Source organism: Evtepia sp. (assembly GCF_056797215.1).
The window spans coordinates 1-18,406 of sequence record NZ_JBQILM010000036.1; the positions used below are offsets into that span (position 1 = coordinate 1).

Sequence of the window (18,406 nt, forward strand, 5' to 3'; positions counted from 1 at the left end):
TGGAGCTCGATGGCGAAGTTGGCCCCCCGGATGCGCTTGGTGGGCCAACCCACCAGCTGTTCGTAATCATACACGTTGTCGCTGAGGGTACGGTAGACCTCCGCGGAGGCCTTGTAGCGGCGCATGAGGTTTGGCATCCCCTCGGTCTCCCGATAGACCTTGGTATAGGCCCGGGCCCGGGTGATATCTACATTGGGGCGGTTGCTGTGGAGCATCCCGTTGAGCTCCTGGATGCGCTTGGTGCTGCCGACCTTGGCGACGGTGCCGGCGCGCAGTTCATTGCCTAAGGCTGCGCCTGCGGTGGGTGTTGCCATAGTGAAACGCTCCTTTCAAAATCCTGTGGGCTCTGCCTGAATGGACTTAGTCGATCCAATCCTTGGCCGCCCAGGCCTGGAACTGGTCGTAATCGTGGCCGAAGATGAGGGTGGCGTTGTAGGCCTTCTCCATCTCCTTGATGCGCTTGAGGTTGGTGTAGAACTCCTCCGGGGTCTTGTTGATGGTGCCGCCGGGGGGCAGCTCCTTCTCATAGCTCTCCCGGGTGTAGACGGTGTCGCTGGTGGTGATGAGGGTCCCGTTGTGCTTGGTTTTCAGGATGAGGCCAATGACCCCGGGGGTGTGGGCCTCCTGGATGAAGAGCTCCACGCCGTCGGCCAGCTTGGTGTCCTGGTTGATGGTTTTGAACTGGATGCCCTCCACGTCGAAGAGGGAGCGGATGTAGGCCCCGCCGTTGCCGGTCATGACGCTGAAATAGGCCTGTTTCAAATCCGCCTCCGACACCAGCACATTTTTGATGGCCTTCGTCCCCTCAAACTGCTTCAGGCCCCCGGCGTGGTCAAAGTGCAGGTGGGAGAGGATGATCTGGTCGATGTCGCTGGGGCTGAGCCCTTTCTGGGCCAGGGCCTGGGTGATGGTGACCAGCTCCGCCACCGGGTAGTCGTGGAGCATAGCGTCGGTATACTCCGTGGCAAAGGCCGGGCTGTTGCCGGTGTCGTAGAGGATGTTCCCCAGGGTGGGATGCTGAATGAGGATAGCCACCGCCGGGGAACGGACCATTTTCGTCTCGTCGGGGGTCTCCACCAGGCGGAAGAGGGGGAACTCCATCCGCCCCAGGTAGAGGAAGCTGACTTTCATGTCCATGGGTCTCACGCTCCTTATATGTATCAAATGGGTTGCCCGTTACAGCTTACAATAGGCCACCGCCGTCTGGGCGGCCACTTTGGCGTTGTTGAACACCAGTTGGATGTTGGCGTCCAGGCTCTGGCCCCCGGTGATCTCCTTCACCTTCGCCAGGAGGAAGGGGGTGGTCTCCTTGCCGTGGATGCCTTTTTCCGCCGCCTCTGCCACAGCCAGGTCGATGACGGCGTTGATGGCCCCGGCGTCCATGGAATACTCCTCCGGGATGGGGTTGGCCACCAGCACGCCGCTCTTGAGCCCCAGCTCCCGCTGGACCTTCCAGAAGCTGGCCAGTTCTTCCGGGCTGTCCATCTGGTAGTCCACCTTCAGGCCGGAAGTACGGGTGTAGAAGGCGGGGAGCTCTTGGGTGCCATAGCCCAGCACGGGGACCCCGTGGGTCTCCAAATACTCCAAGGTCAGCTCCAAGTCCAGAATGGCCTTGGCCCCGGCGCAGACCACCATCACCCCGGTCTGTGCCAGCTCTTCCAGGTCTGCGGAGATATCCATGGTGGTCTCCGCCCCCCGGTGGACGCCGCCGATGCCCCCGGTGGCGAATATCTCGATGCCTGCCATGTGGGCAATCATCATGGTGGTGGTAACGGTGGTGGCGCCGTCCGCCCCCCGGGCCACCAGGGCGGCCAGGTCCCGGCGGGAGGCCTTGGTCACCGCCTGCCCCTGCTTGCCCAAATATTCAATTTCCTCTTTGGTAAGCCCCGCTTTCAGCCGGCCATTCAAGATGGCGATGGTGGCAGGGACCGCGCCCTGCTCCCGGATGATCTGCTCCACGGCCAAGGCAGTCTCTACGTTCTGGGGGTAGGGCATCCCGTGGGAGATGATGGTGGACTCTAAGGCCACCACCGCCTTCCCTTGGGCCAAAGCCTCAGCCACTTCGGGGTTGATATCAAGATACTGGTTCATCCTTTTTCCTCCTGTTGTGGGAATCTCCGCGCCTCCACCGCCTGGGGCGACAGGGCGGGGTTGATGGTGGCCACCCCCTCCACCGCGATGGTGGAGGCCGCCGCGGCCAGCTGGGCACTCTCCTGCAGGGATGCCCCCCGCAGATAGGCCCAGGCAAGCCCTGCCATGAATGCGTCCCCGCCCCCGGTGGCGTTGCGGACCTGGGCAGGCAAGGCAGGCAGGAAGCAGCGCTGGTCACCTTGGGCGGCATAGGTCCCCTCTGGCCCCAGGGTGATGAACACCCGTTGCAGGCCGGTGTCCAGCAGGGTCTGTGCCGCCCGCTCCAAGCCCTTCCCATCCGCCTCAATGGCCACCCCGGAGAGCAGCTCCGCTTCCAGCCGGTTGGGCTTGATGGTGTGCAGCCGCCCCAGGTTCCCCAGGAGCTTCGCCGCCTTTTGGGTGGAAACCGGGTCGGCAAAGAGGGGAGCGGTGCAGTGCTGGGCCAGGTAATCCAGGGAGGCCTTGGGCAGGTTGGTGTCCACCACCACCAAAGCCGCTGCATTCAGCAAGTCCAGCCGCTGGGCAAAATAGTCCGGGGTGAGCTGGTCATAGAGGGCCATGTCCGACACCGCCAGGGCCATATCCCCCCTGTGGTCATTGAGGAACACATAGGTGGAGGTCCGGCCCCCTGGCACCCCCAGGGCGGCGGTGAGGTCGATGCCCAAGGCCTGGCAGGAGCGCCTCAGCTCCTGGGCGTAGGCGTCCTCCCCCAGGGCGGTGAGCAGGCAGACGGGGGCACCCAGCAGGCGCAAATTGTGGGCGATGTTCCGCCCCACGCCCCCCAGGCTCACCGTCACGGTGCCGGGATTGGAGTCCCGATAGGCCAAGGGCCCCTGGGACTGCCCACCGATGTCTATGTTTGCGCCCCCGGCCACTACGATTGTCCCCGCTGTGCTACCACCCATGGGCTTCCCCTCCCGCTTTTGTTTACAAGCTATATTTTATCATACGTGCTGGCGCTGTCAACACAAAATAGATTGCGTCTCCCCTGCATCCATGGTACAATTTACAAAAAATACACATCCAGGAGGAACCGCAATGATCCGCAAAGCCACCCCCGCCGATGTCCCCGCCATCGGCGAGACCTATACCCAGCTCCTTACCCACGAACAGGCCCATGGGGGCCACTCCAACTGGCAGTTGGGGGTATACCCCACAGAGGCCTTCGCCGCCGAACATGTGGATAAAATGTACGTCTTGGAGGAGGAAGGCCACATCGCCGCCAGTATGCTCCTAAATCAGGAGCAGGCGGCGGAGTATGCCACCATCCCCTGGCAGTACCCTGCGGAGGACAAAGACGTGCTGGTGATCCACACCCTCTGCATCCCCCCAGCCTTGGCTGGGCGGGGATATGGGCGGAAGATGGTCGCCTTCGCCAAGGAGGAAGCCCGGGCCCAGGGCTGCCAGGTGATGCGCATTGACACCTACGCCTACAATGAACCCGCCAAAGCCCTGTATCAAAAGCAGGGCTTCCGCATCGCCGGCTACGCCGACTGCCTCCACCACGGCCTGATCCAGGAAAAGCTGGTCTATTTGGAATGTAGCCTAGCGGAGGAATCATTCTAATAACATAACAAAAAAGAGGCCGTTGCAGCATGATCCTGCAACGGCCTCTTCCCTATGGTTTACTCCTGCTCCAAATAGTGCAGCGGGTCAATGGACACGCCGTACTCCACCAGCTCAAAGTGCAGGTGGCTGGGGCTTGCGCTCTCGGAGATGGCAGAGGTGCCCACGGTCCCCAAGAGGTCCCCGGCCTCCACCTGGTCCCCGGCCTTGACGTTCACCGACTCCGCCAGGTTGGAATAGACGCTCTCCATCCCCCGGCCGTGGTCTACCCGCACGGTGACGCCCATCATGTCGTCGGTGGTCACTTCCGTCACCTGGCCCCCGGCGCAGGCGTTCACAGGTGCCCCCAGCTCAGCGCCGATGTCCAGGCCGCTGTGGGTCCGCCAATCCCCCATGGTGGCGTCATAGGCGAACACCTCCAGGCTGAAGTCCCGCTCCACGTTGCCGTCCACCGGCCAGACGAAGGACGAGGGCTTGGCCTCCGGCTCCTCCGCCGGGGTCCCCTGGGGTTTCTGGGGGGTCGCGGCGGGAGTGGTGTCCTTCTCCGCCGGTTTGGGGTCCGGCTTCACCTGTGCGGTGTCTTGGTCCTTTTCCGCCGGTGCGGGGTCAGGGGGTGTCTGGGTGGACGCCTTGTCCTCCAAATCCGCCTGGCCGCTGACGGAGGAAATGACCTCCTGGCCGAAGCCCCCGGACTGCTGAAACAGTCCGCTGAAAAGATAATAGCCCGAAATTCCAATTGCGGCGACGCAGAGGAACAGGACTATGTAGAAGCCCTTCCCCTCCATAAAGTCGCCCAGCTTGTGCCGGTTTGGTTTTTGTTTCATAGGAAACCTCCATACGCTGATAGTCTGGTTTTGAAGCTCCCTGGGTGGAAGCTTGTCTCCAAAGCCTATTCTTGACCGCGGGATGGTTTCTTATGCACACAATGTGAAATTTTCTCGCCCTTTTTCCGCTGCTAAACGCCGGTTAAATCAAATGCGGGGATATACCCCGCCTGGGCGGCGCCCTCCTCCTGGACAAAGCCCTCCAACCCCAGGTTTTCCATATACGCCTGGGCCGCCCGGCACTCACTGCGCCGCAGAGGACGGTCCAGGGGCGGGAATTCCCCGGCCCGTCCCCAGGGGGTATATTGGCTCATCAGGGAGAAGAGGATGGTTTTGGGCGGGAATGCCTCCGCCACCCAGTCCATCACCGCCTTGGCCTGGGACAGGCGGCCAGGGAGGAGCAGATGCCGCAGGATCACCCCCCGGCTGAGAAGCCCGGTTTCGTCCAGCTGGTAGGGCCCTGTCTGACGGGCCATCTCCCGGATGGCAGCCTGGGCCACTTGGGGGTAGTCCGCCGCCCCGGCATAGCGCGCCGCCCCCTGGGCGTCGGGGTATTTATAGTCCGGCAGGTAAATTGCGATTTTGCCCTCTAGGGCCTGCAAGGTCTCCACCCGGTCATAGCCCCCGCTGTTCCACACCACCGGGACGGGCAAGGGCGTTTCCAACGCCTCAGCCACCACATGGGCATAGTGGCTGGGGTTTACTAGGTCGATGTTGTGGGCCCCGGCCTGGATCAATTCCCAAAAGATCTCCCGCAGCCGGGGCACCGTCACTTCTTTTCCAAAGTCCTCTTGGCTGATGGCCTGGTTTTGGCAGAACACACAGCCCAGGGCACAGCCGGAGAAAAACACCGTCCCCGCCCCCTGGGTCCCCGACAGGGGCGGTTCCTCCCAGGGGTGGAGGGCCGCTCGGGCCAACACTGCCTCCACTGGCATCCGGCAGCGGCCACCCCGCCGGTTCCGGTCTCCCCCGCACTGCCGGGGGCAGAGGGTACAGTGGGCGGGGTCAAAGGGCAGCGGCCTCACAAGCCCACCCCCTCCACAAGGTCTTGGAAGGGGGCAAAGGCGCTGGGAATGGCGTAGCGGCTCTGCCGGGCCTCCCGGTCCGCCCACACCCAGCCTACCGGGAGGGCATCCTCTGGCAGTTCACAGCGCAAGGCCGTCATGTGCCACTCCACATGGGTGAAAATGTGCTTCCCTGTCCCGGCAAACTGGGGTTCTATACCGGAAAAGCCCCAGACAGGCAGGGGGTCCCCCTCCGCCTCCAAGGTGTTGGGGTACTCCCACAGCCCCGCCAACAGGCCCTTTCCCGGCCGCTGGCGCAGGGCAACGCGGCCCCGGTTGGTGAAAAAGTAGACGGTTCGCGCCTCAATGCGCCGGGGCTTCTTCTCCGGACGCACCGGCAGGGAGCCGGTACGGTCCTGGGCCCGGGCCACGCAAAAGTCCCGGGCAGGGCAGCGCTCACACAGGGGCGCCCCGTTGGGCAGGCAGACCGTGGCCCCCAGGTCCATCATGGCTTGGTTGAAGCGCCCCGGCTGTTCTAAGGGCATCACCGCTTGCAGCAGCTCTGTAAAGTGTTTTTTCCCCTTTCCGCTGGTAATATCCGTCCCGTCCCCTAAGACACGGGCGGTAACCCGCAGCAGGTTCCCGTCCACCGCCGGCAGGGGCTGGCCGTAGGCAATGGAGGCAATGGCCGCGGCGGTGTACTCCCCCACCCCCGCCAGGCGGCGGAGGTCCTTATATTCCGTGGGGAACACCCCATCAAACTCCGTCATAATCTGCTTGGCCGCTTTTTGCAAATTCCTGGCCCGGCTATAGTAGCCCAGGCCCTGCCAGAGCTTCATGAGCTGTTCCTCCGGGGCGGCGGCCAGGTCTGCCACAGTGGGGAAGGCCTCCATAAAGCGGGCAAAATAGCCCAGCACCGCCGCCACCCGGGTCTGTTGGAGCATGATCTCCGACACCCACACCCGGTAGGCCGTAACCTCCCGCCGCCAGGGCAGATCCCGGGCGTTGTCCTGATACCAGGCCAGCAGGGGGATGGGCAGCATGGATAATGTATTCAAGCTTCTCTCCTATCCTTTATAACAATTATTATAATAATGCGTCCAGTTCTGGTGGCAGGGGGCTTTGGAACTGGATGCCCACCCCGGTCACCGGCTGTTCCAGCCGGATTTCCGCCGAGTGCAGCGCAAAGCGGTCTGGCAACTCCGGCACTTCCTCCCCATAGAGGAAATCCCCCACCAGGGGGCAGCCCAAAAAGGCCAAATGGACCCGGATCTGATGGGTCCGCCCGCTCTCCAATGCCAGAGCCAGCAGGCTGCGTCCCTGGCCCTGCCGGAGCAGCTGGTAATGGGTCCGGGCCCAAGCCCCCTCCGGGTGGACCTCCCGTTCCAGCACCGACCCCGGCCGGCGGCGGATGGGCTGGTCGATGGTCCCCCGTGCCTGGGGGGGCCTTCCCTGGCACACCGCCAGATAGCGCCGCCCCAGCACCCCCGCGGAAAGCTGGGCTTGAAGGCGCTGGTGGGCATAGGCATGCTTGGCCACCGCCATGAGCCCTGATGTCCCCCGGTCCAGGCGGTTCACTGGATGGAACCCCGCCGCCAAGCCCTGGCGGCGGTAGTGCGCCAGGAGGAAGTTTGCCAACGTGTCCCCGTGGTGCCCCTGGCTGGGGTGGACGGGTACGCCCCCAGCCTTGTCCAGGATCACCAAGTCCTCGTCCTCATAGCGGATATCCAGGGGGCCGGGGACCGGCGGGATGGCCTCGCTGCCCTGGGCGTCCCCCACCGCCACAGAGAGGGCTTGCCCCGCCGCCGCCAGGGCGGTGGTGAACACCGGGGCGCCGTCCAAGAGGATGCCATCGGGCAGCCCCTTGGCCCGGCGGACGTCGGCGGCGGAGAGGTACAATTCCCGGCGGAGCAAGGTCTCCACCTTCCGCCCCGCCTGCTGGGGTGTGATGGTCAGTGTCAGCCTGCGCATGGCCCCCTCCCCTCCTTCCTGGGTTTTCACACAGTATACCACAGGCCCGCCGCCGGTGACAAGGCTGGCCTCTGCTTTCATTTTTTCTTGCCATTCCCGACAAAGCATCGTATAATAGGAAGTTGAACAAACGCAGTCTCCCCGCCGCGGCACTATGTGAGGAGTGAGCAGCATGGCCGGTGTCCTTGGCATTTACATCCATATCCCCTTTTGTAAGAGCAAGTGCGACTACTGTGACTTCTACTCCCTGGCTGGCCGGGAGGAACAGATGGACCAGTACCAAAAGGCCCTCTTAGCCCAGTTGAAGCAGTGGGCCCCCCGGCTGAAAGGGCGGGGGATCGACACCATCTACTTCGGCGGCGGCACCCCCTCTTACTACGGGGCCAAGCGCCTGCGGGAGCTGTTGGGCTTCCTCCAACGCCATTTCAGCGTCAGCCGCCAGGCGGAGATCACCGTGGAGTGCAACCCCGACAGCGTGGATGCCCGCTCCATGGCCCTTCTGCGCCGGGCTGGGGTGAACCGGGTCTCCCTGGGGATGCAGTCCGCCGACGGGGCCCAGCTGCGCTGCGTCCACCGTATCCATACCCCCCAGCAGGTCCAACTGGCGGTGGAAGCCCTCCGGCAGGCCAAGCTGAACAACATCAGCCTGGACCTGATCTATGGCCTGCCGGGGCAGACCATGGAGTCCTGGCAGGCCACCCTCCGCTCCGCCCTGGCCCTGGCCCCGGAGCACATCTCCTGCTACGGCCTGAAGGTGGAGGCAGGCACCCCCCTGGCCCGGCGGGTGGCAGAGGGGGAACCCCTCCCCGACGAGGACGCCCAGGCGGAGTTCTACCTCAAAGCCGTGGAGCTGCTCCAACGGGCAGGCTACCGGCAGTATGAGATCTCCAACTTCGCCAAAACCGGGCGGGAATCCCGGCACAACCTGAAATATTGGATGGGCCGGGAATACCTGGGCTTCGGCCCTGGGGCCCACTCCTATTTCAATGGCCGCCGCTTCTCCTATGTCCGGGACCTGGACCTCTACCTGCGCACCCTCCGGGGCGGGGAGGCCAAATTGGAGGAAGACCAGGTGGTGGACCCCACAGAGCGTGCCAGGGAATACCTGCTGCTGCGTATGCGTACCCTCCGGGGGATCGAGGAGTGGGAGTACCGACGCAACTTCGGGCTGAACTTCGAGCCCATTGGCCGGCAGCTGGAATTTTTCGAGACCCACCACTGGGCGGAGCTCACCGGCAAGCGCTGGCACTTCACCCCCCAGGGCTTCCTCCTCTCCAACAGCTTGATTGTGGAGCTGTTGGAGGCCCAGTCCCCCACTTTAGCAGAACAAACCTTCTGGCGTGCCCTGCAAAAGCGGGGCGGCCAAAACAGTTTGGAATAACGAAAGGAGCACTTCCCAAACCATGAAATATATCCTGATCATCGGCGACGGCATGGCAGACAACCCTGTGGAGCAGTTGGGGGGCAAGACCCCCCTGCAACACGCCAGCATTCCCATCATGGACGCCCTGGCGGCCAAAGGCGAGGTGGGCAGCGTCATCAACTGCCCCGACGGCCTCCCCGCTGGCAGCGACACCGCCATCCTCTCCATCTTCGGCGCGGACCCCAAACTGTGCTACACCGGCCGCTCCCCCCTGGAAGCCGCCGCCACAGGCATTCAGTTAAAGCCCGGCGACGTGTCCTACCGCTGCAACATGGTTGCCTTGGAGGACAGGGACGCCCCCTTTGCCTCGAAGAAGATTTTGTCCCACTCCGGGGGCTCCATTGAGGGGGAGCAGTCCATTCAGCTCATCACCGACCTCTTCCAGGACCCCGGCTTCCAGGCCGCCGCCCAGAAGGCGGGTATGGTGGTCCACCCCGCCGCCTCCTTCCGGCACATCGCCGTCCAGAGCGGGGCTTCCATCACCGGCATCCAGCTCATCCCACCCCACGACCACCTGGGCGAGGTGATTGGCCCCCTGCTCCCCTCCGGCTGCGACAACGCCGCCGTGTTGAAGGACTTGATGGAAAAAGCCCACCAGGTCCTGGACCATCACCCCATCAACGAGAAGCGCCGCGGGGAGGGAAAGCTCCCCGCCAACGGCGTCTGGTTCTGGGCTGAGGGCAGCGCCGTGGCCCTGGACTCCTTCTGGGACAAGTACCACAAAACCGGCACCGTCATCTCCGCCGTTCCCCTGTGCTTCGGCATCGCCCGCCTCTCCGGCCTGGACATCCGAGAGGTAGCGGGGGCCACCGGGGAACTGGAAACCAACTACGAGGGCAAGGTAGCCGCCGCCCTGGAAGCGCTCAAGACTAAGGACTTCGTGGCCGTCCACGTGGAGGCCCCCGACGAGTGTACCCACAACGGCGACCTCCCTGGCAAGCTCCAAGCCATTGCCTGGTTGGACAGCCGGGTGGTGGGCCCCATCACCCAGGCCCTGGCAGAGGCGGGGGAGGACTTCCGCCTGCTGATCCTCTCCGACCACAAGACCCTCACCGCCACCCGGGGCCACGACGCGGACCCGGTACCCTACCTGCTCTATGACAGCAGGAAGGACAGCGGACGGGGCCTGCCCTACAGCGAGGAGAGCGGTGAAAAAGGCCCCGCCTACGCCGCCGGTGCCCCCGTGCTCATGCCCCTGCTTTTTGAACAGCACCCATGATAAACTACAGATAAACGGAGGAATCCATCATGTCAAAGATCGCCTTTTCCCCCGCAGACATCCTGCTGCCTTACGACTGCGGCCTCACCAAGTGGGCCGTGGTAGCCTGCGACCAATACACCTCCCAGCCGGAATACTGGGAGCGGGTGGACCAGTACGTGGGCGACGCCCCCTCCACCCTGCGCCTCATCCTCCCGGAAAGCAAGCTGGAAAGCGACGGGGTAGACCAAGAGATCGAGAAAATCCACAAGACCATGGACGACTATCTGGCCAACGACCGCCTGCGCTCCATGGACGACTCCCTGGTCCTGGTGGAGCGCAAGCTCAGCAACGGCAAGACCCGTTTCGGCCTGGTGGGCAAGCTGGATCTGGAACAGTATGACTACGCCAAAGGCTCCGGCACCCCCATCCGGGCCACCGAGGGCACCGTGCTCTCCCGCATCCCCCCCCGAATGAAGGTCCGCCGGGGGGCGGCAGTGGAGCTGCCCCACATCATGGTGCTCATCGACGACCCGGACAAGACCGTCATTGAGCCCCTGTGCCAGCAGCCCCCCCGGAGCACCAAGTCCCCCACCTATATGGCCTCCCTTATGGAGGACGGCGGGCGGATCTGGGGCTACCGTCTGAGCCCGGAGCAGAACCAGGCTGTGGAGAACGCCCTCACCGCCCTGGCAGATCCCCAGCGCTTTGAAACCTTCTACAATGCCCCCGGCAAGCCGGTGCTCACCTTCGCCATGGGAGACGGAAACCACTCCCTGGCCACCGCCAAGGCCTGCTGGGAGGAGATCAAGGCCACCCTCTCCCCCCAGGAGCAGGAGAACCACCCCGCCCGCTATGCCCTGGTGGAGCTGGTGAACCTCCACGACGCCTCCTTGGAGTTCGAGGCCATCCATCGTGTCCTCTTCGATGTGGAGCCCAAGGCACTCCTGGACGCCCTCATCGCCGCCTATCCCGGTGCCCACTACGGCGCCGGTGAAGGCCACCAGCTCCCCTACGTCCTGGCCGGGGAGGAGGGCATTGTCACGGTGCCCAACCCCAGCGCCCAGTTGGAGGTCGGCACCTTGCAGCACTTCCTGGACCAGTACCTGGAAGAACACGGGGGCAAGATCGACTATATCCACGGGGAGGACGTCACCCGGCAGCTGGCCCAGCAGCCGGGGGCCCTTGGCTTCCTGCTCCCCGCCATGGCCAAGTCCCAGCTCTTCCCCACGGTGATCTTTGACGGGGCCCTCCCCCGCAAGACCTTCTCCATGGGCGAGGCCCAGGACAAGCGCTTTTACTTGGAGGCCCGGAAGATCAAATGACCTCCCTGACCCTACAGGCCCCCGCCAAAATCAACCTGACCCTGGACATTCTCAAGCGCCGGGAGGATGGCTTCCACGAGCTGTGCATGGTGATGCAGTCGGTGTCCCTGTGCGACCGCATCCGCCTGGACTTCGGCTCCCCCGGGGGCATCCGGGCGGAGTCGGGGCTGCGCTTCCTCCCCAACGACAAGAGCAACCTGGCGGTAGCCGCCGCCTTGGCCTTCCGCCAGGCCACCGGGGGGACGTGGCGGGATCTGTTGATCTCCCTGCAAAAGCGCATCCCCGTGTGTGCCGGCACCGCCGGGGGGAGCAGCGACGCCGCCGCCGTGCTCCGGGGGCTGAACCAGCTTACCGGAGCGGGCCTCTCCCCCCAGGAACTGGCCCGGATCGGTGAGGCGGTGGGCTCCGACGTGCCCTACTGCGTCCTGGGCACCACCGCCCTGGCCCAGGGCCGGGGGGAACGGTTGACACCCCTGCCCTCCCTGCCCCCCTGCTGGATTGTCCTGTGCAAGCCCCTCTTCTCCCTCTCCACCCCCGCCCTCTACCGGGCCTGGGACAAAGCCCGGCCAAAGCTGCGGCCGGACACCCAGGGGCTGATCCAAGGTCTGGAACAGGGGGACCTGGTGGCAGTGGCCCGGCGCCTGTTCAACGTCTTTGAGCACACCCTCCCCCCCCGGCAGCGCCGGGAAATTGAGGGGCTCAAAAACACCCTGGTCCAGGCCGGGGCCTTGGGCTGTGCCATGAGCGGCAGCGGGCCCACCGTGTTCGGCCTCTTTGACCAGGAGTCCGCCGCCCAGGAGGCAGTAGCCCTCTTAAAGGAGAGCTACCCGGAAACCTTCCTCACCCGGCCCCTTGTCTCCCCGGAGGAAATTTCTGTATAAAAGCAAAATCCACCGTCCATACTATGGGTAAATCCCAAAAGATGGACGGTGTTTTTTATGAAACGGATACATAGTGCAGTCTGCTCCTTCCCCTGGCGCCGCCTCCTTCCCTTGGTCTGCGGCGTTCTGATCTGTACAGCCCTCTGGGCGGAGACGGCCCAGGCCCAACTGGCGGAAAAGGTCATCCGCCTCCACGTCCTGGCCAACTCCGACAGCCAGGCGGACCAAGACCTAAAGCTCCAAGTCCGGGACAAGGTCCTGGCCCAGGCGGGCACCCTGCTCACCGGCCAGGAGGGCGTCCAGGCCGCCGCCGCCGTGCTCCAAGACAATCTGGACACCTTGGCTCAGGCTGCCGCCCAGGAGATTCAGAACCAAGGCTACGGCTATGCCGTCCAGGTCTCCCTAGAAGATACCTGGTTCCCCACCCGGCAGTATGAGGACATCGCCCTCCCCGCCGGGAACTACCAGGCCTTGCGGGTGGTCATTGGCGAGGGGGAAGGGCACAACTGGTGGTGCGTGGTCTATCCCTCCCTGTGCCTGGGGGCGGTGAGCGAGACCGCCCTAAAAACCGCCGGTTTTTCCGGCCAGGACTACGCCCTGGTGACCGAGTCCTCCCAGCCCTATGTGTTCAAATTCAAGGCCATTGAGTGGTTGGACAGCTGCAAGCGGCAGCTCTTCGGCCCCTAATTCCTCCTTGCGCCCCTGCCAAGCCCTGTGGTATACTGAAATGACACAGAATTACAAGGAGGGTTTCCCCATGAAATTTGTCTGGACCACCATCCAGGTCAGCGACCTGGACCGCAGCCTCGCCTTTTACCATGACCTGCTGGGCCTGCCTGTGGCGGAGCGCTTCCCTGCCGGCCCCAACGAGATCGCCATGCTGGGAGATGGGGAGGGCACCAAGCTAGAGCTGATCCGCAAGGCCGGCCCCAAACTGGAAGCCCCCGGTCAGGGTCTGTCCCTGGGCTTCGCCCCGGCGGACATGGCCGCCCTGTTGCAGAAGCTGGCAGACCAGGGGGTGGCAGTACCGCCGCCGGTGTCCCCCAACCCCACCATGAAGTTCTATTTCCTTCATGACCCAGATGGGTACATGGTGCAGTTGGTGGAATACGTTTGAGCACATCCTAATGAAGAGGGGCCTCCCCAATCGGAGGCCCCTCTAGTTTCTGTTACATCGGTTTCAAATTTTGGTTGAGCCGGTCCACCATCCAGGCCAGACGCTTTTCCCGACCCGCCTCGGTTTTGGCGTCATAGTACGCCCGCGTATAGGTCTTCTTCACGGAAGGGGGCATGGCTTGAAAGTTGGTATAGGCGGGCTCATGGCCCTCCAGCAGAACTGCCACGCTGTCGATCTGCTCCGGCGTCACCGCCGGGGACTTCGCCGCGTCCCACTGGCCGTTCTCCTTGGCCTCCCGGATCTTCTCCCGGCCGAAGTCGGTCATCAGCCCCCGTTCCTCCAGGCTTTGGGCCAGGGCCTTGTTCTTCTCGGACCATTTGCTCTTCTCCCGACGGGGGGCAAAATACTTTTTGTAGCATTTCTCATCCATGCGCTGCATCTGCCCGTCGATCCAGCCAAAGCAGAGAGCCTCTTCCAGGGCCTCCCCGGCCTTGATGGTTTTGGGCCCACCGGCCTTGCCAAAGAGAAGCCAGATGCCCTCCTTGGACTGGCAATGGGCCGTAAGCCATTGCCGAAACGCCTCCCTGTTTTCAAATTCCAGGCTATCGTTCATCCCGCACCCCTCCTTTATTCTATCGGGAGATCGTGCTGCTTCAAGAAAGAGAGCTTATCCCAATACCCACGCTGGAATACGATCTTCCCCTTTTTCTTTTGATTCTACCATAAATCCAGGCCCATGGGAACCGCAAGTTTTCCGGCTGATGCGCCCACTCTACCAACCGTCGATTGCAATTCCCCTCCATCCGCGCTATAATAGGCGCGAATGGAGGGGAAGTCCCCATGGATACCAACTTGATCGGCACACTCATCCGCCGCCTGCGCACGGAACACAAGCTCACCCAGCGCCAGCTGGCGCTACAGCTCAACGTCAGCGACAAGGCCGTCTCCAAGTGGGAGCGAGGCCTGGGCTGTCCCGACGTCTCCCTGCTGCCTGCCCTGGCCCAGGTCCTGGAGGTGGAGCTGGAGGGCCTCCTCTCCGGCCAACTGGACAGCAACGAACCATTAGGAGGCACTATGAAAAAAATGAACCTTTACGTCTGCCCCGCCTGTGGCAATCTGGTCACAGCCCTGGCAGAACCCACACTCTCCTGCTGCGGAAAGAAGTTGACCCCGCTTCAGCCCCAGAAAGCGGAGGAAGTCCATCAGCTCTCTATGGAGTCTGTGGATGGAGAACTCTTCCTCACCACCCGCCACCCCATGGAAAAGGGGCACTCCATCTCCTTCGTGGCCCTGCTCACAGGAGATAGCATGCTTTTGCGGAAGCTCTACCCGGAATGGGACCTGCAAGTCCGCCTACCCGCCGCTTCCCACGGGAAGCTCCTGTGGTACTGCACCCAGCACGGGCTTTTTTATCAGAACATCTAACCGTCCTATGGCCTAAGGAGGCACTCCATGTGTCAGAATGAAAAACGAAAATGCGATGTTTGGCTCCACGCACAGCCAGTGACCGGCGCGGCCCCTGCGTGGAGCAACTCTGGGCGCCTTTGAGCCCCTTGGCCGCGTCCAGTTTCTGGCGTTCCTGAAACCCCATCGTAAGGAGGAAGCCATGAAACACCACAACGCCGCCGCCGTCCTCCCCGCCGCCCTATTGCAGGAGCTGCAGCACTATGTCCAGGGAGGCTACCTCTATGTCCCCACCAAGGGGACAGCCCACCGGGCTTGGGGGGAAGTCTCCGGCTCCCGGCAGGCGCTGGACCGGCGCAACGAAGCCATCCGGGCGGAACGCCGCCGGGGTGCCTCTTTCGACACCTTGGCCCAGGAGTACCACCTCTCCGTCTCTGCCATCCGGAAAATCGTCTATGCGAAATGACCCCAGGGGGCTGCCCATCCGGCAGTCCCCTTTTCTTCTCCGAAGTGTTTGGTGGATTGCGTCCCCGCCGGTTCCAGGGGTATACTGTTCTCATCCCATCCAGAACAGGAGGCCATACCATGGCAAACAATCAACGAATCTATCCTCGCTCCGACGACCGGCAGACCGTTTACCTCCAAAGCGTCGTCACCGATCCCAACATCCAGGTGGGGGACTTTACCATGTACCACGACTTTGTCCACGACCCCAGAGGCTTCCAGGAGAACAATGTGCTCTACCACTACCCCATCAACGGCGACAAGCTGCGCATTGGCCGTTTTTGTTCCATTGCCTGCGGGGCAAAGTTCCTCTTCACCAGCGCCAACCACAGCCTTTCCTCCCTCTCAACCTATCCCTTCCCCCTCTTCTACGAGGAGTGGGGCCAACCCTGGCACCAGCTCACCCAGGCCTGGGAGAATCGCGGGGACATCATCATTGGCAACGACGTATGGATCGGCTATGAGGCTGTAATCCTCTCCGGCGTTACCATTGGGGACGGGGCCATCATCGCGGCCCGCGCCGTGGTCACCCAGGATGTCCCACCCTATACCATTGTGGGTGGTGTCCCCGCCCGGCCCATCCGGAAACGCTATGACCAGGCAAGCATTGACCAGCTCCTAGCCCTCCGGTGGTGGGACTGGCCGGAGGAAACACTTGCCCGGCTCCTCCCAGCCATCCAGGCGGGGAACCTCCAGGCCCTGCTGGCGGAGGAGTGACTGGCAGCCACTGCCCTTGCAATGGATTTCTCCCTATGTTATAATTTCTACTATAACATCCATCCCCCGGCAAACCTTGTTTGTCACCGTTTACCAGGAGGAATCTTTATTTTGCACAGCACAAAAAACCGTATCCTTGCCACCATCCACCAATTCAAACCCCTCAACTTTCTCCTTCTCCTATTTGCCGGCATCGTCAATGCCATTGGGGTCACCATCTTCATCGCCCCGGTGCAGCTCTATGACAGCGGCATTTCCGGCACCTCCATCCTTCTCTCCCAGCTCACCCCGGAGTACTTGACCCTCTCCTTCTTTCTGGTGGTGCTGAATGTACCCCTGCTGCTGTACGGCCTCAAGAGGCAAGGGGTGGTGTTCTCCGTCTACGCCATTTTTGCGGTGTGCATTTACGCCCTGTGTGCCTATCTCATCACAGACGTTTTGCCCGTAGATGTGAGGATTGCCTCCCCCCTGGCTGGCACAGACCTCTTCCTCTGCGCCCTTTTTGGCGGCTTGATTTCCGGCATTGGCAGCGGTCTGGCCATCCGTTACGGCGGGGCCATGGATGGCATAGAGGTTATCGCCGTGGTGTTCGCCAAGGGCCTGGGCATTTCTGTCGGCACCTTCATGCTGATTTACAACGTGCTGCTCTACATCATCTGCGGCATCATCTTAGGCAGTTGGGTTTTGCCCTTGTACTCCATCGTCACCTACGCCGCCGCTTCAAAGACCGTCGATTTTATTGTGGATGGTCTGGATAGCTCGAAATCTGCCACCATCATCACCACAAAACCGGACAAGGTGGCCAAGGCGATCTCCGACGAGTTTAAGATCGGCATCACCATGATCGACGCCCACGGCTTCTATTCCAAAAAGCCCCGCACTATGCTTTACGTGGTGGCTAACCGCTTCCAAATCGTCAAGATCAAGGCTATGGTCCGGGAGATCGACAGCAACGCCTATGTGGCCATTGCCACCGTAGCCGACCTGCTCCACGGCAGCAAGGAGGCCAACGGGAGCTGACCCCACCGTCAAAGGAGGATATCCCTCATGGACCGTAACATCATCATCGTCTACAAAAGCAGCACCGGCTTCACCAAATGGTACGCGGAGCAGATTGCCGCTGCCCTCTCCTGCCCCCTGGTTCCCCTCAAAGAGGCGTCGGCGGAGCTCTTATCCCACTATGACACGGTAATCTTCGGTACCCGAGCCCATGCCGAGCGCATTGACAGCTTTCACAAGGCTAAGGCCCTGGTGAAGCAGGGTGGCACACAAAGGCTGATCCTCTTCGTCACCGGTGCCACCCCCAACGCTGCGGAGGCCATTGTGGAGAAGTTTTGGGCCAACAATCTTACCGCCGAGGAGTTGTCCTCCCTGCCCCACTTCTACATGCAAAGCGGTTTGAACTACGAAAAGATGTCCCTGCCGGACAGACTCATGATGAAGGCTGCGGCGTCCATGATGAAGAAAAAGAAGGATAAAACCCCAGAGGATTTGATGTTTGAATCAGCTATTGCCCACTCCTATGACCACAAATCCCGGGAATATATCGAACCTCTGCTGGCCTATCTTCGCGAACATTGATCGCTGGTATCACGCAAAAAAGTGTCGCCCTCATTCTTGAGAGCGACACTTTTTCATTTAATCATGCTTTCTTCCGTTGAGCTCTGACACCGTCAGGCAGAACACACAGGTTTTTTCCAAGGTTGCCGGCGAGAAGCTCCAATCTGTCCGGTTAGAGTAGTGGGACATAATGACCTGCAAGCCTGCGACCTTCTCCTCCGCGGTGGTTAGTTCTGTGATCTGGCAGCGGCCTGTGGCACTGCGGTAAGCCATGGCATAATTGCAGGCCTGTTCTCCGGTTTTTAGGCGGTGCTGGGTATCCAGCTCAAAGCTGCCCCGCTTCTCACGCCGCATCAGCTCGATCTTTTTCCCTGCGCCAGCGCTGTGGATGTAGAATTTTACTTGGCCATCCTGGCGGGAGTAGCCAAAGTTCAGGGGGACAATGTAGGGGTAGTCCCCATCAGGCAGGGCTAGTCGCAGGCAGTCACAGCTTAGGATGATCTCGTCCAGTTCCTTCGGGTCTGTGACCGCCAATTCCTTCCGTCTCATTTCCATGGTAGTTCCTCCTGTCTAAGTATTCCGAATTGCAAAAAAGCAGGGCAGTCTTTCGACCACTCTGCTTTTCTGTGTTGGCGTTACCTATTTTCCCGGTTCGTCTCCAAACAAGTATTTTCGGCGCGGGTGAGCTTAACTTCCGTGTTCGGGATGGGAACGGGTGGACCCTCACCGCAATCAACACCAACTTACTTTTTCTTGAAAGAAAAAGTAAGCAAAAAGAACTT

The 18,406-nt window shown here is 62.0% G+C and carries 22 protein-coding genes, 1 rRNA gene and 1 pseudogene; 12 read left to right on the plus strand and 12 right to left on the minus strand.

The genetic code is table 11. The annotated features are described in order from the left end of the window. The 4 genes from ACTOZL_RS08460 to ACTOZL_RS08475 form a co-directional block, all read right to left on the minus strand. Positions 1 to 314: pyruvate formate lyase family protein (locus ACTOZL_RS08460; protein WP_482477867.1), on the minus strand; the 314-nt coding region annotated here is incomplete at its 3' end. Positions 315 to 360: 46 nt separating this feature from the next. Continuing rightward, complete coding sequence (locus ACTOZL_RS08465; protein ID WP_482477869.1) at positions 361 to 1,137, minus strand: N-acyl homoserine lactonase family protein; 777 nt, start codon at positions 1,135 to 1,137, stop codon at positions 361 to 363. 39 nt (positions 1,138 to 1,176) lie between these two features. Then, positions 1,177 to 2,091 carry a pseudouridine-5'-phosphate glycosidase gene (locus tag ACTOZL_RS08470; protein ID WP_482477870.1) on the minus strand — a complete coding sequence of 305 codons (915 nt, stop codon included), beginning with the start codon at positions 2,089 to 2,091 and terminating at the stop codon, positions 1,177 to 1,179. After that, positions 2,088 to 3,035 (minus strand): carbohydrate kinase family protein, encoded by a 948-nt coding sequence (locus ACTOZL_RS08475; RefSeq protein WP_482477871.1) that lies wholly within the window; start codon positions 3,033 to 3,035, stop codon positions 2,088 to 2,090. Before ACTOZL_RS08475 ends, ACTOZL_RS08470 begins: the two co-directional genes overlap by 4 nt. A gap of 133 nt (positions 3,036 to 3,168) precedes the next feature. Here ACTOZL_RS08475 and ACTOZL_RS08480 point away from each other — a divergent pair, with 133 nt between their 5' ends. Beyond that, positions 3,169 to 3,696 carry a GNAT family N-acetyltransferase gene (locus ACTOZL_RS08480; RefSeq protein WP_482477873.1) on the plus strand — a complete coding sequence of 176 codons (528 nt, stop codon included), beginning with the start codon at positions 3,169 to 3,171 and terminating at the stop codon, positions 3,694 to 3,696. A 59-nt stretch (positions 3,697 to 3,755) separates the two neighbouring features. On the opposite strand, the gene ACTOZL_RS08485 is transcribed toward ACTOZL_RS08480, so the two are convergent. From ACTOZL_RS08485 to ACTOZL_RS08500, 4 genes are all read right to left on the minus strand, one after another. Then, positions 3,756 to 4,520: a peptidoglycan DD-metalloendopeptidase family protein gene (locus ACTOZL_RS08485; protein WP_482477874.1), complete on the minus strand. Its 765-nt coding sequence runs from the start codon at positions 4,518 to 4,520 to the stop codon at positions 3,756 to 3,758. Between the two features lie 131 nt (positions 4,521 to 4,651). Next, positions 4,652 to 5,545 (minus strand): radical SAM protein, encoded by an 894-nt coding sequence (locus ACTOZL_RS08490; RefSeq protein WP_482477875.1) that lies wholly within the window; start codon positions 5,543 to 5,545, stop codon positions 4,652 to 4,654. Next, positions 5,542 to 6,582 carry an A/G-specific adenine glycosylase gene (gene mutY, locus ACTOZL_RS08495; RefSeq protein ID WP_482477876.1) on the minus strand — a complete coding sequence of 347 codons (1,041 nt, stop codon included), beginning with the start codon at positions 6,580 to 6,582 and terminating at the stop codon, positions 5,542 to 5,544. Before mutY ends, ACTOZL_RS08490 begins: the two co-directional genes overlap by 4 nt. Positions 6,583 to 6,610: 28 nt before the next feature. Then, complete coding sequence (locus tag ACTOZL_RS08500; protein WP_482477877.1) at positions 6,611 to 7,495, minus strand: RluA family pseudouridine synthase; 885 nt, start codon at positions 7,493 to 7,495, stop codon at positions 6,611 to 6,613. 172 nt (positions 7,496 to 7,667) lie between these two features. On the opposite strand from ACTOZL_RS08500, the gene hemW reads away from it, so the two are divergent. The 6 genes from hemW (at position 7,668) to ACTOZL_RS08530 (ending at position 13,439) form a co-directional block, all read left to right on the plus strand. Then, positions 7,668 to 8,876: a radical SAM family heme chaperone HemW gene (gene hemW, locus ACTOZL_RS08505; protein ID WP_482477878.1), complete on the plus strand. Its 1,209-nt coding sequence runs from the start codon at positions 7,668 to 7,670 to the stop codon at positions 8,874 to 8,876. Positions 8,877 to 8,898: 22 nt separating this feature from the next. Beyond that, positions 8,899 to 10,137, plus strand: coding sequence for a 2,3-bisphosphoglycerate-independent phosphoglycerate mutase (gene apgM, locus ACTOZL_RS08510; RefSeq protein ID WP_482477879.1), 1,239 nt, complete (start codon positions 8,899 to 8,901; stop codon positions 10,135 to 10,137). A 29-nt stretch (positions 10,138 to 10,166) separates the two neighbouring features. Beyond that, positions 10,167 to 11,441 carry a DUF1015 domain-containing protein gene (locus ACTOZL_RS08515; RefSeq protein WP_482477880.1) on the plus strand — a complete coding sequence of 425 codons (1,275 nt, stop codon included), beginning with the start codon at positions 10,167 to 10,169 and terminating at the stop codon, positions 11,439 to 11,441. Then, complete coding sequence (gene ispE / locus ACTOZL_RS08520) at positions 11,438 to 12,322, plus strand: 4-(cytidine 5'-diphospho)-2-C-methyl-D-erythritol kinase (RefSeq protein WP_482477881.1); 885 nt, start codon at positions 11,438 to 11,440, stop codon at positions 12,320 to 12,322. The genes ACTOZL_RS08515 and ispE overlap by 4 nt, the downstream gene beginning before the upstream one ends. A 57-nt stretch (positions 12,323 to 12,379) precedes the next feature. Further along, positions 12,380 to 13,009 carry a stage II sporulation protein R gene (gene spoIIR, locus ACTOZL_RS08525; protein WP_482477882.1) on the plus strand — a complete coding sequence of 210 codons (630 nt, stop codon included), beginning with the start codon at positions 12,380 to 12,382 and terminating at the stop codon, positions 13,007 to 13,009. 70 nt (positions 13,010 to 13,079) lie between these two features. Further along, entirely contained in the window at positions 13,080 to 13,439 is a 360-nt protein-coding gene (locus ACTOZL_RS08530; protein WP_482477884.1) for a VOC family protein, read from the plus strand. Positions 13,440 to 13,491: 52 nt separating this feature from the next. On the opposite strand, the gene ACTOZL_RS08535 is transcribed toward ACTOZL_RS08530, so the two are convergent. Both ACTOZL_RS08535 and ACTOZL_RS08540 read right to left on the minus strand, forming a co-directional pair. Beyond that, positions 13,492 to 14,052, minus strand: coding sequence for a YdeI/OmpD-associated family protein (locus tag ACTOZL_RS08535; protein ID WP_482477885.1), 561 nt, complete (start codon positions 14,050 to 14,052; stop codon positions 13,492 to 13,494). A gap of 14 nt (positions 14,053 to 14,066) precedes the next feature. Further along, positions 14,067 to 14,138: pseudogene (locus tag ACTOZL_RS08540) on the minus strand (steroid delta-isomerase); the annotation flags it as partial. A 141-nt stretch (positions 14,139 to 14,279) separates the two neighbouring features. Between ACTOZL_RS08540 and ACTOZL_RS08545 the strand changes: the two are divergent. The 5 genes from ACTOZL_RS08545 (at position 14,280) to ACTOZL_RS08565 (ending at position 17,645) form a co-directional block, all read left to right on the plus strand. Then, entirely contained in the window at positions 14,280 to 14,864 is a 585-nt protein-coding gene (locus tag ACTOZL_RS08545) for a helix-turn-helix domain-containing protein (protein WP_482477886.1), read from the plus strand. 181 nt (positions 14,865 to 15,045) lie between these two features. Beyond that, entirely contained in the window at positions 15,046 to 15,309 is a 264-nt protein-coding gene (locus ACTOZL_RS08550; RefSeq protein ID WP_482477887.1) for a CD3324 family protein, read from the plus strand. Positions 15,310 to 15,428: 119 nt separating this feature from the next. Continuing rightward, positions 15,429 to 16,064, plus strand: a complete 636-nt coding sequence (locus ACTOZL_RS08555) for a CatB-related O-acetyltransferase (RefSeq protein WP_482477888.1) — start codon at positions 15,429 to 15,431, stop codon at positions 16,062 to 16,064. A gap of 111 nt (positions 16,065 to 16,175) precedes the next feature. Next, complete coding sequence (locus ACTOZL_RS08560) at positions 16,176 to 17,084, plus strand: YitT family protein (RefSeq protein WP_482477889.1); 909 nt, start codon at positions 16,176 to 16,178, stop codon at positions 17,082 to 17,084. A 27-nt stretch (positions 17,085 to 17,111) separates the two neighbouring features. After that, positions 17,112 to 17,645: a flavodoxin domain-containing protein gene (locus ACTOZL_RS08565; protein ID WP_482477890.1), complete on the plus strand. Its 534-nt coding sequence runs from the start codon at positions 17,112 to 17,114 to the stop codon at positions 17,643 to 17,645. A gap of 57 nt (positions 17,646 to 17,702) precedes the next feature. On the opposite strand, the gene ACTOZL_RS08570 is transcribed toward ACTOZL_RS08565, so the two are convergent. Together ACTOZL_RS08570 and rrf are read right to left on the minus strand one after the other, a co-directional pair. Then, positions 17,703 to 18,179, minus strand: coding sequence for a pyridoxamine 5'-phosphate oxidase family protein (locus ACTOZL_RS08570; RefSeq protein ID WP_482477891.1), 477 nt, complete (start codon positions 18,177 to 18,179; stop codon positions 17,703 to 17,705). Positions 18,180 to 18,251: 72 nt separating this feature from the next. Further along, positions 18,252 to 18,367: ribosomal RNA gene (gene rrf / locus ACTOZL_RS08575) — 5S ribosomal RNA — on the minus strand. Between the last annotated feature and the right edge of the window lie 39 nt (positions 18,368 to 18,406).